At 70.2% G+C, this 13,470-nt stretch carries 9 protein-coding genes and 1 pseudogene; 4 read left to right on the top strand and 6 right to left on the bottom strand.

Annotated elements, in window-relative coordinates; translation table 11 throughout:
- Positions 1 to 53: 53 nt before the first annotated feature.
- Together ACFY1J_RS36000 and ACFY1J_RS35995 are read right to left on the bottom strand one after the other, a co-directional pair.
- Positions 54 to 1,130, bottom strand: a complete 1,077-nt coding sequence (locus ACFY1J_RS36000) for a metallophosphoesterase (protein WP_363296097.1) — start codon at positions 1,128 to 1,130, stop codon at positions 54 to 56.
- Between the two features lie 439 nt (positions 1,131 to 1,569).
- Positions 1,570 to 2,682, bottom strand: coding sequence for a LacI family DNA-binding transcriptional regulator (locus ACFY1J_RS35995; protein ID WP_390708381.1), 1,113 nt, complete (start codon positions 2,680 to 2,682; stop codon positions 1,570 to 1,572).
- Between the two features lie 439 nt (positions 2,683 to 3,121).
- Between ACFY1J_RS35995 and hisC the strand changes: the two genes are divergently transcribed.
- Positions 3,122 to 4,201, top strand: coding sequence for a histidinol-phosphate transaminase (gene hisC / locus ACFY1J_RS35990; RefSeq protein WP_390708382.1), 1,080 nt, complete (start codon positions 3,122 to 3,124; stop codon positions 4,199 to 4,201).
- Between the two features lie 7 nt (positions 4,202 to 4,208).
- Here the strand turns inward: hisC and ACFY1J_RS35985 are convergent.
- Positions 4,209 to 4,412 (bottom strand): annotated as a pseudogene (locus ACFY1J_RS35985) (cyclophilin-like family protein); the annotation flags it as partial.
- Positions 4,413 to 4,649: 237 nt separating this feature from the next.
- Between ACFY1J_RS35985 and ACFY1J_RS35980 the strand changes: the two are divergent.
- The 3 genes from ACFY1J_RS35980 to cydD all read left to right on the top strand — a co-directional run bounded on the left by ACFY1J_RS35980 (position 4,650) and on the right by cydD (position 10,764).
- Positions 4,650 to 6,158, top strand: a complete 1,509-nt coding sequence (locus ACFY1J_RS35980; RefSeq protein ID WP_390732662.1) for a cytochrome ubiquinol oxidase subunit I — start codon at positions 4,650 to 4,652, stop codon at positions 6,156 to 6,158.
- A gap of 18 nt (positions 6,159 to 6,176) precedes the next feature.
- Positions 6,177 to 7,181 (top strand): cytochrome d ubiquinol oxidase subunit II, encoded by a 1,005-nt coding sequence (cydB, locus tag ACFY1J_RS35975; RefSeq protein WP_390708384.1) that lies wholly within the window; start codon positions 6,177 to 6,179, stop codon positions 7,179 to 7,181.
- Between the two features lie 61 nt (positions 7,182 to 7,242).
- The gene (gene cydD / locus ACFY1J_RS35970; RefSeq protein ID WP_390708385.1) at positions 7,243 to 10,764 is read left to right on the top strand and encodes a thiol reductant ABC exporter subunit CydD; all 3,522 of its coding nucleotides are present in this window, start codon (positions 7,243 to 7,245) and stop codon (positions 10,762 to 10,764) included.
- A gap of 71 nt (positions 10,765 to 10,835) precedes the next feature.
- On the opposite strand, the gene ACFY1J_RS35965 is transcribed toward cydD, so the two are convergent.
- From ACFY1J_RS35965 to ACFY1J_RS35955, 3 genes are all read right to left on the bottom strand, one after another.
- Positions 10,836 to 11,762 carry an HAD-IIB family hydrolase gene (locus ACFY1J_RS35965; RefSeq protein WP_390708386.1) on the bottom strand — a complete coding sequence of 309 codons (927 nt, stop codon included), beginning with the start codon at positions 11,760 to 11,762 and terminating at the stop codon, positions 10,836 to 10,838.
- An 89-nt stretch (positions 11,763 to 11,851) separates the two neighbouring features.
- Positions 11,852 to 12,754, bottom strand: a complete 903-nt coding sequence (locus ACFY1J_RS35960; protein WP_390708387.1) for an LLM class flavin-dependent oxidoreductase — start codon at positions 12,752 to 12,754, stop codon at positions 11,852 to 11,854.
- A 59-nt stretch (positions 12,755 to 12,813) separates the two neighbouring features.
- Positions 12,814 to 13,395 (bottom strand): RNA 2'-phosphotransferase, encoded by a 582-nt coding sequence (locus tag ACFY1J_RS35955; RefSeq protein ID WP_390708557.1) that lies wholly within the window; start codon positions 13,393 to 13,395, stop codon positions 12,814 to 12,816.
- Positions 13,396 to 13,470: the final 75 nt, after the last annotated feature.

Raw genomic sequence — 13,470 nt, 5'->3', positions numbered from 1 at the left:
ATTGGGTGCTGGCCTGCATGTACGCCGTCGGGGGACGCCTGCCCGTGGAACGCTCAGTTATCCAGGGGAAGTTGCTGGACCAGCAGCTTTCCGGCCATGGTCACACCGCCGTCCATGGCGATGGCCAGGCCTTCGGCGTAGACGTGCGGTCCTTCGACCACGGGACCGGCATCCTCCTCGCCGTCCTCCGACCCGACCTCGCCCAGCAGGTACGGAATGGGGCTGTGACCGTGAACGATGCGCGTACCGCCGTACGTATCGAGGAGGGAGCGTACGGCGTCGGCGCCGCCCTCGTCGCGGAAGGAGAAGCGCTTGGTGAACTTGCGGAACAGGTCCCAGCATTCGTCCGCGTCGTTGCGCGTGAGCGTCTCGCGGACGGTGTCGTTGACCGCCTCGATCGAGTCGCCGTAGTCCAGGTAGGCGGTGGTGTCGGAGTGGACGAGCAGATAGCCGTCGACCTCCTCGACGGCGTCGAGGCGGGCCATCCACTGCAGATGGTGGTCCTGGAGGCGGTCCATGTCGGTCTTCTGGCCGCCGTTGAGCAGCCAGGCCGCCTGGAAGGTGGCGGTGCCCGCGCCGGAGTTGACGGGGGTGTCGCCGAACCGCTTGGCGCCGAGCAGCAGGAGTTCGTGGTTGCCCATGAGCGCCTTGCAGTAGCCGCCGGCCGCGGCGGCCTCGGCGGACAGCCGCATCACCAGGTCGATGACGCCGATGCCGTCCGGGCCGCGGTCGGTGAAGTCACCGAGGAACCACAGCCGGGCGGTGCCCGCGCACCACTGGCCGGCCGAGTCGATCAGGCCCTTCTCCCGGAGGGCGGCGATCAGGTCGTCTAGATAGCCGTGCACGTCCCCGACGACATACAGCGGGCCCGTGCCGGTGGTCTGGCGCGGGGCCGGTGCGGCCGCCGGTTCGACGGGCACCTGGAGCGTGTCGCCCCGGTTGATGACGGGCAGGTCGCGCTGGGTCGGTGTGTACCCCTCCGGGTAGCCCTCGTCCACGGGGGCGACGGTGTTGCCGGGGTGGGTGCTGTGGGCATACGGACCGGTCTCATGGACGTACCCGGGTACCCGGAAGTCGCGCAACGTCGCCGTCCGCTCCACTTCGGGTCCCTGACCGGCCCCCTGAGTCATCAGACCCCTCCACCATCGCGCCGCATCTGCACCGGTTCGGACTGCCTGGTCGCAGCGGCCCGCGGTGTCGTGGGCCCATCATAGGAATGCGGATCGCGCCATGTGATGACCCAGGGGTGGTGAATCGGAGCAAGACTCCAGTTCAACGCGGCTTTCGCCCCGTTTGGGCAGGGCTTTCACCTTCCGTTGGCCGCCTGAAGAACCCCTGGCACCGAGCGGACGACCTCCTGGCGTCAGGCTGACGACCCGCTGTCGCACCCCGGCGACCCGCTGTTGTGATGCGGACGACGGCTGCCGTCGAGCCGATGAGTCCCCGCGGGCGGCTGTCGAGCCGGGCCCCGAAGGTGTGATGCACTCGTGACCGTCGGCCCCCGTTGCCGCTGCCCCTTCCGAAGGTCCGGCCGGGCTTCCACGAGCCCGGCCCATCGGCCCAGTGGTGCTATTTCTCCTCCGGCACCCGCGGCGGGCTGACCGTCGTACGCGGCGAACGGCGCTGGGACGATGTGCGCACGATCAGTTCGGTCGGTATCACCTGCTCGACCGGGTACTCGGACTCGACTCCCTCGATGGCGTCGATGAGGAGCTGGACCACGGCCGTGCCGATGCGCCGGGGCTTCAGGGAGAGCGTGGTGATGGGCGGCTCGGTGTTGGCGTACACCGTGGACTCGCTGCAGCACACCAGCAGCAGATCGTCCGGGACGCGCAGGCCGTAGCGGCGGGCGGCGGCCAGCAGGTCGGTGCCGTTGGGGTCGAAGAGGCCGTAGACGGCGTCGGGGCGGTCGGGGCGGGCCAGCAGCCGGTCGGCGGCGACGGCGCCGGCACACGGGTCGTGCGCCGGGTAGGCCTCGTACACCGGGTCCTGGCCGACCCGTTCGCACCAGTGCAGATACGCGGTGGTCGACAGATGGGTGTACGTGTCCGTCGTCGTCCCCGTGAGCAGGCCGATCCGGCGGGCGCCCGCGTCGGCGAGATGGTCGAGGATGCCGAGTACGGCGGCCTCGTGATCGTTGTCGACCCATGCCGTGACCGGGAGCGAACCGGCCGGGCGGCCGTCGGAGACGACCGGCAGGCCCTGCCGGACCAGCTCGCTGACCACCGGGTCCTGGTCGGAGGGGTCGATGACGACCGTGCCGTCCAGGGCGACGTTCGACCACACGTCGTGGCGCGAGGTCGCGGGCAGGATCACCAGGGCGTAGCCGCGGGCGAGTGCGGCCGAGGTCGCGGCGCGGGCCATTTCGGCGAAGTACGCGAACTCGGTGAAGGTGAAAGGTTCATCCCCGTACGTCGTCACGGTCAGGCCGATGAGCCCCGACTTGCCGGTACGGAGTGTGCGGGCGGCGGCCGAGGGGCGGTACCCCAGCCGGTCGGCGACCTCGCGGACATGGCGCCGGGTGGCGTCCGGGAGCCGGCCCTTGCCGTTGAGGGCGTCGGACACGGTCGTGATGGAGACCCCGGCGGCGGCGGCGACGTCTCTGATGCCTGCTCGACCCGGCCGACTGCCTCGACGTGAGGTTTCCGCGCGGCTCACCTGGTGCTTCCCTGCTGCTGTCATGGCGAGCCGATAGTAGGGCTCAGGCGGTGGGGTAGTGCGGACGCATATGCACGCGTTGACAGGCACGTTTCTGCATGGTCATAAGGGATCAACTGCCTTAGAAAGAAAGTCAGTTGAACGATCCAATGGCAGGACGTGACTTGTCGGCGCGCATGGGCCTGCCAAGGGCCCGATGTTTCGAAGAGGTCTCAACTCACCTTCACGAGCGATGCGCGCCACGGCGTGAGCCACCGGCGCGTAGATATATGTGCGACGCGCCCCCCGTTTCGTACATCTTCATGCGGTGATGCCCCTGATGCGGGTGGGGCTGATGTGGTTTGCGCCTCACTGTTTCCCGTCGCTCCGCACCTGTACGCAGGAGCGCCGAATCCTCATAAGGTGAGCAGTATTGGAAGCCGGCGGCGCGGACGGTCCGCCGGGGGTCGCGAGGAGGACTGCGGTGAGCGAGACGAGCCCGAGGCTGCGCGCCGAGCTGGAGGGTATCCCCACCTACAAGCCGGGAAAGCCCGCCGCGGCCGACGGCCCGGTCGCCTACAAGCTGTCCTCCAACGAGAACCCCTACCCTCCGCTGTCCGGGGTCATGGAGTCGGTGACCGCGGCCGCCGCGAACTTCAACCGCTACCCGGACATGGCGTGCGGCGGGCTGATGGACGAGCTGTCGGAGCGCTTCGACGTCCCGCTCTCCCATCTGGCCACCGGCACCGGCTCGGTCGGCGTCGCCCAGCAGCTGATCCAGGCCACCAGCGGCCCCGGCGACGAGGTCATCTACGCCTGGCGGTCCTTCGAGGCGTACCCGATCATCACGCAGATCAGCGGCGCGCGATCGGTGCGGGTGCCGCTCACGCCGGGCGATGTGCACGACCTGGACGCGATGGCGGACGCGATCACCGACCGGACCCGGCTGATTTTCGTCTGCAACCCCAACAACCCGACGGGCACGGTCGTACGGCGGGCCGAGCTGGAGCGGTTCCTGGACCGGGTGCCCCGCGATGTCCTGGTGGTGCTGGACGAGGCCTACCGGGAGTTCATCCGCGACCCGGAGGTGCCGGACGGCGCGGAGCTCTACCGCAGCCGGCCGAACGTCTGTGTTCTGCGTACCTTCTCGAAGGCCTATGGACTCGCCGGGCTGCGCGTCGGGTTCGCGATCGCGCATGAGCCGGTGGCGGCGGCGCTGCGCAAGACGGCCGTGCCGTTCGGTGTGAGCCAGCTTGCACAGGAGGCGGCGATCGCCTCGCTGCGTGCCGAGGACGAACTGCTCGGCCGGGTCGGTTCGCTGGTGTGCGAGCGTCAGCGTGTGCTCGACGCGCTGCGCGCCCAGGGCTGGACGGTGCCCGAGACCCAGGCCAACTTCGTCTGGCTGCGGCTGGGAGAGGACACGGCCGCCTTCGCGGCTGCCTGTGAACAGCACGGCGTCGTGGTCCGGCCGTTCCCCGGCGAGGGTGTGCGGGTGACGGTCGGGGAGCACGAGGCGAACGACATCTTCGTGAAGGTGGCGGAGGCGTTCCGCAAGGAGCTCTGAGGAGGCCTTACTCGTCCATGAGCTCCACGCTGCCCGGGTCGCCGTCGAGGCGGCCCGGGACGTTGCACGGGCTCGCGAGGCGGCACTCGTCGCCTCGCGAGCCCGGTGTGGGGCCGTAGGGGAGGGCGACAGCCTCGCCCTCCGGCCAGAACGCGACCGTGCCGGGCGCCACGATTCGGTGGGCGTCCGTTTCACGTGGAACGCAGACGCCATCAAGCGTCACCGTGAGCAGGGGAAGCCCCCATGCGCCATGGGCCCACCGGCCCTTTTCGGCCAGGTCCGCCGGATTGCGCTTAGGACCCCCCGCCCCTCCGACATCGAACGGTCATGCGTCATAATTGCTTGTGAATGTGAACGCGTTCACAAGCGTGTCCCGGTTGCTCCGCCGTTGTGTGTGACATAAGGGGCAAACTGCCGCTTGACCACGGCATGTAAGGAGATTGTCGACGTGGACTTGGCTTTGGCGCCGGAGACACTGGCGCGTTGGCAGTTCGGCATCACCACCGTCTACCACTTCCTGTTCGTGCCCTTGACGATCTCGCTGGCGGCCCTCACGGCCGGCCTGCAGACGGCGTGGGTGCGCACGGAAAAGGAGAAGTACCTCAGAGCGACTAAGTTCTGGGGCAAGCTTTTCCTGATCAACATCGCGATGGGCGTCGTCACCGGCATCGTGCAGGAGTTCCAGTTCGGCATGAACTGGTCCGACTACTCACGCTTCGTCGGCGACATTTTCGGCGCACCGCTCGCCTTCGAGGCCCTGATCGCCTTCTTCTTCGAGTCCACCTTCATAGGTCTGTGGATCTTCGGCTGGGACAAGCTGCCAAAGAAGATCCATCTGGCCTGCATCTGGATGGTCTCGATCGGCACGTTCCTGTCGGCGTACTTCATCCTCGCGGCGAACTCATGGATGCAGCACCCCGTCGGCTACCGGATCAACAAGGCGAAGGGGCGTGCCGAGCTCACCGACTTCTGGCACGTCCTGACCCAGAACACCGCGCTTGCCCAGGCCTTCCACACGCTCGCCGCGGCCTTCCTGACCGGCGGCGCCTTCATGGTCGGCATCGCCGCCTACCACCTGTCCCGCAAGAAGCACATCACGGAGATGAAGACCTCGCTGCGGCTCGGTCTGATCACCGTGGTCATCGCCGGTCTGCTCACCGCGGTCAGCGGCGACACCCTCGGCAAGGTCATGTTCAAGCAGCAGCCGATGAAGATGGCCGCCGCCGAGGCCCTGTGGGACGGCCAGGACTCCGCACCGTTCTCGATCTTCGCGTACGGAGATGTGGAGAAGGGCCACAACACGGTCGCGATAGAGGTTCCGGGCGTGCTGTCCTTCCTCGCGAACGACGACTTCAACTCCTATGTGCCCGGCATCAACGACGTCAACAAGGCCGAGCAGCAGAAGTTCGGGCCCGGTGATTACCGGCCGAACATCCCCGTCACCTTCTGGTCCTTCCGCTGGATGATCGGCTTCGGCATGGCGTCCTTCGCCATCGGTCTGGCCGGACTCTGGCTGACCCGGAAGAGGTTCATGCTGCCGCAGCACCTGCGGGTGAGCGATGACGAAGTGCCGCATCTGGTCCTGTTCAAGAACAAGGCGTTCGGCCCGAAGCTCACCACCTGGTCCTGGCGCATCGCGATCTGGACCCTGGCCTTCCCGCTGATCGCCAACTCCTGGGGCTGGATCTTCACCGAGATGGGCCGCCAGCCCTGGGTCGTCTACGGCGTCCTGCAGACCCGCCACGCGGTCTCCCCCGGCGTCTCCCAGGCCGAGGTCCTCACCTCGATGACCGTCTTCACCCTGCTGTACGCGATCCTCGCCGTGATCGAGGTCAAGCTGCTGGTGAAGTACGTCAAGTCCGGCCCGCCCGAGCTCACCGAGGCCGACCTCAACCCGCCCACGAAGATCGGCGGCGAGGTCCGTGACGCCGACAAGCCGATGGCCTTCTCGTACTAGGCCGAGGGAGCTGCAGTCATGGAACTTCACGACGTCTGGTTCGTCCTGATCGCCGTCCTGTGGATCGGCTACTTCTTCCTGGAGGGTTTTGACTTCGGGGTCGGCATCCTCACCAAGCTTCTTGCCCGGAACCGGGCCGAGAAGCGGGTGCTGATCAACACCATCGGCCCTGTCTGGGACGGTAACGAGGTGTGGCTGCTCACGGCCGGCGGCGCGACCTTCGCCGCCTTCCCCGAGTGGTACGCCACGCTCTTCTCCGGCTTCTATCTGCCGCTGCTGGTCATCCTGGTCAGCCTGATCGTCCGGGGTGTCGCCTTCGAGTACCGGGCGAAGCGGCCCGAGGAGAACTGGCAGCGCAACTGGGAGAACGCGATCTTCTGGAGCTCGCTGATCCCCGCCCTCCTGTGGGGTGTGGCCTTCGGCAACATCGTGCGGGGCGTGAAGATCGACGAGCATGCCGAGTACGTCGGCAGCGTGTGGGATCTGCTGAACCCGTACGCGCTTCTCGGCGGCCTGGTGACGCTGACGCTGTTCACCTTCCACGGTGCGGTGTTCACCGCGCTCAAGACGGTCGGGGACATCCGGGAGCGGGCACGGAAGCTCGCGCTGAGGGTCGGCCTCGTCACGGCCGTGCTGGCAGTGATCTTTCTGCTGTGGACGCAGGTCGACAGCGGTGACGGCAAGAGCCTGGCAGCCATGATCGTGGCGGTCGTCGCACTGGTCGCCGCCCTGGTGGCCAACCAGGCGGGCCGCGAGGGATGGTCGTTCGCCCTGTCCGGCGTCACGATCGTGGCCGCCGTGGCGATGCTCTTCCTGTCGCTCTTCCCGAACGTCATGCCCTCCTCGCTCAACGGTGACTGGAGCCTCACGGTCACCAATGCCTCGTCGAGCCCGTACACCCTGAAGATCATGACCTGGTGCGCAGGGATCGCCACGCCGATCGTGCTGCTCTACCAGGGCTGGACGTACTGGGTGTTCCGCAAGCGGATCGGCACGCAGCACATCGCCGAACCCGCACACTGAGTCTGGCAGGAGGGGTGTTCATCACGTTTCACGTGAAACACCCCTCCTCGGGCCGAAGGGCATGTTTCACGTGAAACCAATCGATCCGCGTCTTCTGCGCTACGCCCGCGCCACGCGACTTTTCCTGGTGGCAGTCGTCGCCCTGGGCGCCCTCGGCGCCGGACTCGTCATCGCCCAGGCCATGCTCATCGCCGAAGTGGTGGTCGGTGCCTTCCAGCACGGCCGGTCGGCGAGTGAACTGCGCACCGCCCTGGTGTTGTTGGTGGTCGTCGCCGGCGGCCGTGCGCTGGTCTCCTGGCTCACCGAGCTCGCCGCGCACCGGGCGAGCGCGGCAGTCAAGTCCGAGCTGCGCGGACGGCTCCTGGAGCGCGCCGCGGCACTGGGCCCCGGGTGGCTGAGCGGACAGCGGACCGGTTCCCTGGTCACCCTCGCCACGCGTGGTGTCGACGCCCTCGACGACTACTTCTCGCGCTATCTGCCGCAGCTGGGGCTCGCGGTGGTCGTACCGGCCGCGGTGCTGGCACGGATCGTCACCGAGGACTGGATGTCGGCGGCGATCATCGTCGGCACCCTGCCGCTCATCCCCCTCTTCATGGCGCTGATCGGCTGGGCCACCCAGTCCCGGATGGACCGTCAGTGGCGGCTGCTGTCCCGGCTCTCGGGGCACTTCCTGGACGTCGTCGCGGGGCTGCCCACCCTGAAGGTCTTCGGGCGTGCCAAGGCGCAGGCCGACTCCATCCGCCGTATCACCGGTGAGTACCGCCAGGCGACCATGCGGACCCTGCGGATCGCCTTCCTCTCCTCCTTCGCGCTGGAGCTGCTCGCGACGCTGTCGGTCGCGCTGGTCGCGGTGACGATCGGCATGCGGCTCGTCCACGGCGACATGGACCTGTACACCGGGCTGCTCATCCTGGTGCTGGCGCCCGAGGCGTATCTGCCGCTGCGCCAGGTGGGGGCGCAGTACCACGCGGCGGCGGAGGGACTTGCCGCCGCCGAGGAGATCTTCGCCGTGCTGGAGACACCGGTACCCGAGTCCGGGAACGGGCCGGTGCCCTCGGGAGCGCTCGCCTTCGAGGGCGTGACGGTCCGGTATCCCGGGCGGTCCACGGATGCCGTGACGGATGTCTCCTTCGCCGTCGAACCCGGAGAGACCGTCGCCCTGGTCGGGCCGAGTGGTGCGGGCAAGTCGACGCTGCTGAACGTCCTGCTCGGGTTCGTACGGCCCAGTGAGGGCCGGGTGCGGATCGGGGGAGCCGGTCTGGCCGACGTCGACCTGGAGCAGTGGCGCTCGCGCATCGCCTGGGTGCCGCAGCGGCCGCACCTGTACGCCGGGACGATCACGGAGAACGTACGGCTGGCGCGTCCCGACGCGGACGACGAGGCCGTACGGCGGGCGCTGCGCGACGCGGGGGCCCTGGAGTTCGTGGACGCGTTGCCCCAGGGGGCCGGGACCGTGCTCGGCGAGGACGGGGCCGGGCTCTCCGCCGGGCAGCGGCAACGGCTCGCGCTGGCCCGGGCGTTCCTCGCCGACCGGCCCGTACTGCTACTGGACGAGCCGACAGCCGCGCTCGACGGGGCGACCGAGGCCGAGGTCGTGACGGCGGTGCGACGGCTGGCGGTGGGGCGGACCGTCCTGCTGGTCGTGCACCGACCGGCGTTGCTCGGTGTCGCCGACCGCGTGGTGCGGCTGGAGGCGGCCGAGTCCTCCGCCACCGCGGCCACCGCCTCCCCCACTTCCGCCGTTGCCGGGGCGCAGGAAGCGCGCTCCGTCGAGGAGGTGCCGGCTGGCGGTCCTGCCGAGGACGGGTCCGAAGCGGCCCCCACGAAGTCCAAGGGGCGGGTCCTCGCCCGTGTCCGCGCTCTCGCCGGCCCCCGGCGCGGACGCCTCGCCCTCGCGCTGCTGCTCGGGAGTCTGGCGCTCGGCTGTGCCGTCGGGCTGATGGCCACCTCCGGGTGGCTCATCTCGCGTGCCTCGCAACAGCCGCCCGTGCTGTATCTGATGGTGGCCGTGACGGCGACCCGGGCCTTCGGGATCGGGCGGGCCGTGTTCCGGTACGCGGAGCGGCTGGTGTCGCACGACGCCGTGCTGCGGATGCTGGCCGACACCCGGGTCGCCGTGTACCGGCGGCTGGAGCGGCTGGCGCCCGCCGGGCTCCGTACGGCCCGCAGGGGCGACCTGCTGTCCCGGCTCGTCGCCGACGTGGACGCGCTGCAGGACTACTGGCTGCGCTGGCTGCTGCCCGCGGGGGTCGCGGTGGCCGTGTCCGCCGGATCCGTGGCGTTCACCGCCTGGCTGGTGCCCGGGGCCGGAGCCGCGCTCGCGGCGGGACTGCTCGCGGCCGGGATCGGCGTACCGCTGCTGACCGGCGCCGTGGCGCGGCGCGCCGAGCGACGGCTGGCGCCCGCCCGGGGAGACCTCGCGACGCGAGTGACCGACCTGCTCACCGGCACCGCCGAGCTGACGGTCGCCGGCGCGCTGCCCGCCCGTACCGACGCGGCCCGGCGGGCCGACGGCACCCTCACCCGGATCGCCTCGCGCGCCGCCACCGCCACCGCGCTCGGCGACGGACTCACCGCGCTGATCTCCGGACTGACCGTGGCGGCCACCGCCCTGCTGGGTGCCCAGGCGGTCGCCGGGGGACGGCTGGACGGGGTGGCGATGGCCGTGGTCGTCCTCATTCCGCTGGCCGCCTTCGAGGCCGTGCTCGGACTGCCGGTGGCCGTGCGGTACCGGCAGCGGGTGCGCCGGAGCGCGGAGCGCGTGTACGAGATCCTGGACGCCCCCGAGCCCGTACGGGAGCCGGAGCGGCCGCGGCAGGCGCCCGCGTCACCGTTCCCGGTCGTGGTGAAGGGGCTGGCCGCCCGGTACTCCGGGCAGCACCGGCAGGCGCTCACCGGGCTCGACCTGACACTGGAGGAAGGGCGCCGGGTCGCCGTGGTCGGGCCGTCCGGGTCCGGCAAGACGACCCTCGCCCAGGTGCTGCTGCGGTTCCTCGACCCGAGCGCGGGCTCCTACACGCTGGCCGGTGTGGACGCATACGCGCTGGACGGCGACGACGTACGGCGGCTCGTCGGACTGTGCGCCCAGGACGCGCACCTCTTCGACAGCTCCGTCCGCGAGAACCTGCTGCTCGCGAAGAAGGACGCGACCGAGGCGGAGCTGCGGGACGCGCTGGCGCGGGCCCGGCTGCTCGACTGGGCGGACGGGCTGCCCGACGGGCTCGACACGCTCGTCGGCGAGCACGGCGCGCGGCTGTCCGGCGGACAGCGGCAGCGGCTGGCGCTCGCCCGCGCGCTGCTCGCCGACTTCCCGGTCCTCGTGCTCGACGAGCCCGCCGAGCACCTGGATCTGCCCACCGCCGACGCGCTCACCGCCGATCTGCTGGCCGCCACCGAGGGCCGTACGACGCTGCTCATCACCCACCGTCTCGCCGGACTCGACGCGGTGGACGAGGTGATCGTGCTGGACGAGGGACGTGTGGTGCAGCACGGACCGTACGCCGAACTGGCCGCCGTGGACGGGCCGTTGCGCACCATGGTGGAGCGGGAGGCCGAGGCGGAGCTGCCGGTTGGAGTGCGCTGACGAGGTCTGCCGGGCGGCGTGCGCTGACGCGGTCCCGCCGTACGGGCGAGCCCGCCCGCGGTCCGGTGAGGCTACGCCCGGGCCGTCAGCAACTGCTCGATGACGACGGCCACGCCGTCCTCGTTGTTGGCGACCGTCCGGCCCGACGCCGCGGCCAGCACGTCCGGGTGCGCGTTGCCCATCGCGTACGACTGACCCGCCCAGGTCAGCATCTCCACGTCGTTGGGCATGTCCCCGAAGGCGACGACCTCCTCGTGCGAGATGCCGCGCTCGGCGCAGCACAGGGCGAGGGTGCTGGCCTTGGAGACGCCGGAGCCGCTGAGCTCCAGCAGGGCGCTGGGGCTGGAGCGGGTGGCGTTCGCACGGTCGCCGACGGCGAGGCGGGCGAGGGTGAGGAACGCGTCGGGGTCGAGATCCGGGTGATAGGCGAGGATCTTGAGCACCGGCTCGGCGGCACCCGGGCCGTCGGGTGCCAGGAGCTCCTCGGCCGGCGCCAGGCTGTCCGGTATCTCCATGTGCAGCTTCGGATAGGCCGGTTCCTGGTGGAAGCCGTACGTCTGCTCGACCGCGTACACCGTGCCGGGCGCCGCGTCGCGCAGCAGGCGTACGGCGTCGAGGGCGTTCTGCCGGGCCAGTTCGCGCACCTTCACGAACCGGTGGGTGCCGGGGCCGCCGTGCAGGTCGACGACGGCGGCGCCGTTGCCGCAGATCGCCAGGCCGTGGCCGTGGACGTGGTCGCTGACCACGTCCATCCAGCGGGCCGGGCGGCCGGTTACGAAGAAGACCTCGATGCCCGCTTCCTCGGCGGCGGCCAGCGCGGCGACCGTACGCGGGGAGACCGACTTGTCGTCACGCAGCAGGGTGCCGTCGAGGTCGGTGGCGATCAACCGCGGCGGGACGACGGGGCTGCCTGCCTGCTCGAGCGCGGTCGAGAGCTTGGGGGAGGCCGGGGTCTCGGGCGTTCCGGTGGCTGAGGTCACCGGGTCATTCTCGCGCATATGCCAGCACGGCCGTGCGAGAGCCCGCACAGATGAGACACAGATGACGTGTGGCCGACGGCGATGTGGCCGGGTGGCACCGGGCCGGGTCAGTCCAGTTGCGCCAGGGCCTCCATGGCGATCTGCTCGAAGACCTTCTCGTCCGCGGCGAAGTCCGAGTCGGGGATGGGCCAGTGGAGCACGATCTCGGTGAAGCCCAGTTCCTGATGCCGGCCCGCGAAGTCCACGAACGCGTCCAGGGACTCCAGCGGGCGGCCGCGGTCCGGGGTGAAGCCGGTGAGCAGGATCTTGTCGAGGCCGGTCACGTCCCGTCCGAGCGCGGCGCAGGCGTCGGCCAGCTTCTCGGTCTGGCCGCGCAGCGCCCGGACCGACTCCTCCGGAGTGCCGTTCTCGTACAGCTTGGGGTCGCCGGTGGTCACCCACGCCTGCCCGTACCGCGCGGCGAGCTTCAGCCCGCGGGGGCCGGTGGCGGCCACCGCGAAGGGCAGCCGGGGGCGCTGCACACAGCCCGGGATGTTGTATGCCTCGAGCGCCGAGTAGAAGTCGCCCTCGTACGACACCGAGTCCTCGGTGAGCAGCCGGTCCAGCAGCGGCACGAACTCGGCGAGGCGGTCCGCGCGCTCGCGCGGGCTCCACGGGTCCTGGCCGAGCGCCGTGGCGTCGAAGCCGGTGCCGCCCGCGCCGATGCCCAGTGTGATCCGGCCGCCGGAGATGTCGTCGAGCGAGATCAGCTCCTTGGCGAGGGTCACCGGGTGCCGGAAGTTCGGCGAGGTCACCAGCGTGCCCAGGCGGAGGTGGTCGGTGGCGGCCGCGGCGGCGGTCAGCGTCGGTATGGCGCCGAACCACGGACCGTCGCGGAAGCTGCGCCAGGTCAGGTGGTCGTAGGTGTAGGCGGTGTGGAAGCCGAGCTGCTCGGCACGCGTCCAGGCCGAACGGCCGCCTTCGTGCCAGCGGCGGTACGGGAGGATCACGGTGCTCAGACGCAGACTCATGCGTTCGAGCCTAAGGGGAGCCCGCGACCAGGGCCGAAACGGTCACCGTATGCGGCCGCTCAGCCACGGGGTGAGGCCGAGCGGAAGGGGGGTCGGTGCGGCTCGGCGAAGCGGAGGTACTCCGGTGGTACGGCCTTGGTCAGCCACACGCCGTTCGCGCTGATGTGGAAGACATGGCCGGCGCGGTGCATGGCGGCCGCGTCGACGGTCAGTACGACGGGGCGGCCGCGGCGGGCGCCGACCCGGGTCGCGGTCTCGCGGTCGGCCGAGAGGTGTACGTCGTGCCTGTTCATCGGCCTGAGGCCCGCCGCGCGGATCGACTCCAGGTTGCGGGCGACGGTCCCGTGGTACAGGTACGGCGGCGGGGTCGCCGGGGGCAGTCCGAGGTCGACCTCGATGCTGTGGCCCTGGCTGGCGCGGATCCGGGTGCCCTCGACGGCGAACCGCTTCTTGTCGTTGGCGGCCACCACATGGTCGAGCTCGGCGCGGCTGAACCGGAATCCGTGCGCGGCTGCCGCGGCGATCAGGGTGTCGATCTCGACCCAGCCGCCCTCGTCGAGCGTCAGGCCGATCCGTTCGGGCTGGTGCCGCAGGTGCTTCGAGAGGTACTTCGACACCTTCACGGTGCGCCTCTCGTCCATCTCTCTTTCACTCACTCCACCAGCGTGCGGGAGAGACGCGGATCACGCAGGTTATTTTTGCTCGGAGGTTTGGTC

Origin of the sequence: Streptomyces sp. NPDC001406 (assembly GCF_042895285.1) — a bacterium.
Lineage (GTDB): Bacteria > Actinomycetota > Actinomycetes > Streptomycetales > Streptomycetaceae > Streptomyces.
Note: the sequence above shows the minus strand (reverse complement) of the source record. Positions and strands in the feature narration are given on the sequence as shown.

Bases quoted from the DNA above. Each gene is read 5' to 3' on its own strand.
- cydB (WP_390708384.1), top strand. From the start codon at position 6,177: ATGGAACTTCACGACGTCTGGTTCGTCCTGATCGCCGTCCTGTGGATC.
- ACFY1J_RS35955 (WP_390708557.1), bottom strand. From the start codon at position 13,395: ATGGACGAGAGGCGCACCGTGAAGGTGTCGAAGTACCTCTCGAAGCAC.
- ACFY1J_RS36000 (WP_363296097.1), bottom strand. From the start codon at position 1,130: ATGACTCAGGGGGCCGGTCAGGGACCCGAAGTGGAGCGGACGGCGACG.
- ACFY1J_RS35960 (WP_390708387.1), bottom strand. From the start codon at position 12,754: ATGAGTCTGCGTCTGAGCACCGTGATCCTCCCGTACCGCCGCTGGCAC.
- ACFY1J_RS35995 (WP_390708381.1), bottom strand. From the start codon at position 2,682: ATGACAGCAGCAGGGAAGCACCAGGTGAGCCGCGCGGAAACCTCACGT.
- ACFY1J_RS35965 (WP_390708386.1), bottom strand. From the start codon at position 11,762: ATGCGCGAGAATGACCCGGTGACCTCAGCCACCGGAACGCCCGAGACC.
- cydD (WP_390708385.1), top strand. From the start codon at position 7,243: ATGTTTCACGTGAAACCAATCGATCCGCGTCTTCTGCGCTACGCCCGC.